The sequence below is a fragment of the Pseudomonas sp. HY2-MNA-CIBAN-0224 genome, assembly GCF_040310285.1.
Classification (GTDB): Bacteria; Pseudomonadota; Gammaproteobacteria; order Pseudomonadales; family Pseudomonadaceae; genus Aquipseudomonas; species Aquipseudomonas helleri.
In genome coordinates, this window is record NZ_JBEOPQ010000289.1 from 1 (window position 1) to 338 (window position 338).

General features: G+C 39.3%; 1 pseudogene. It reads left to right on the forward strand.

Annotated elements, in window-relative coordinates:
- A pseudogene (locus AAEZ03_RS26440) lies at nucleotides 1–338 on the forward strand (type I restriction endonuclease subunit R); the annotation flags it as partial.

The following is a 338-nucleotide window of genomic DNA, read 5'->3' on the forward strand; positions in this document are numbered from 1 at the left end:
CGGCTATACGATTGGCGATCCAAGAGATTTCGATAAACAGTATGCTATCGATACAACTCAGTTTTGGCAATTCTTACACGCCAGCCAACAGGATGAGCTTGATAAGATTATCAAGTACAATCCCAATGATTGGCAAGTCTTAATTCTCAATGTCCTTGATCGACTGGTCAAAAAGAACGGCATTCTCGAAATCTTAAAAAAGGGCATCAGTGTTAATGATGCTCACCTTAATTTCCTATATCCAATACCACTTGCCAGCAGTAGTCAAAAAGTAATCGATAACTACCATCAAAACCAATTTAGTATTACCCGTCAGGTGCATTACTCTGTAGCTGATC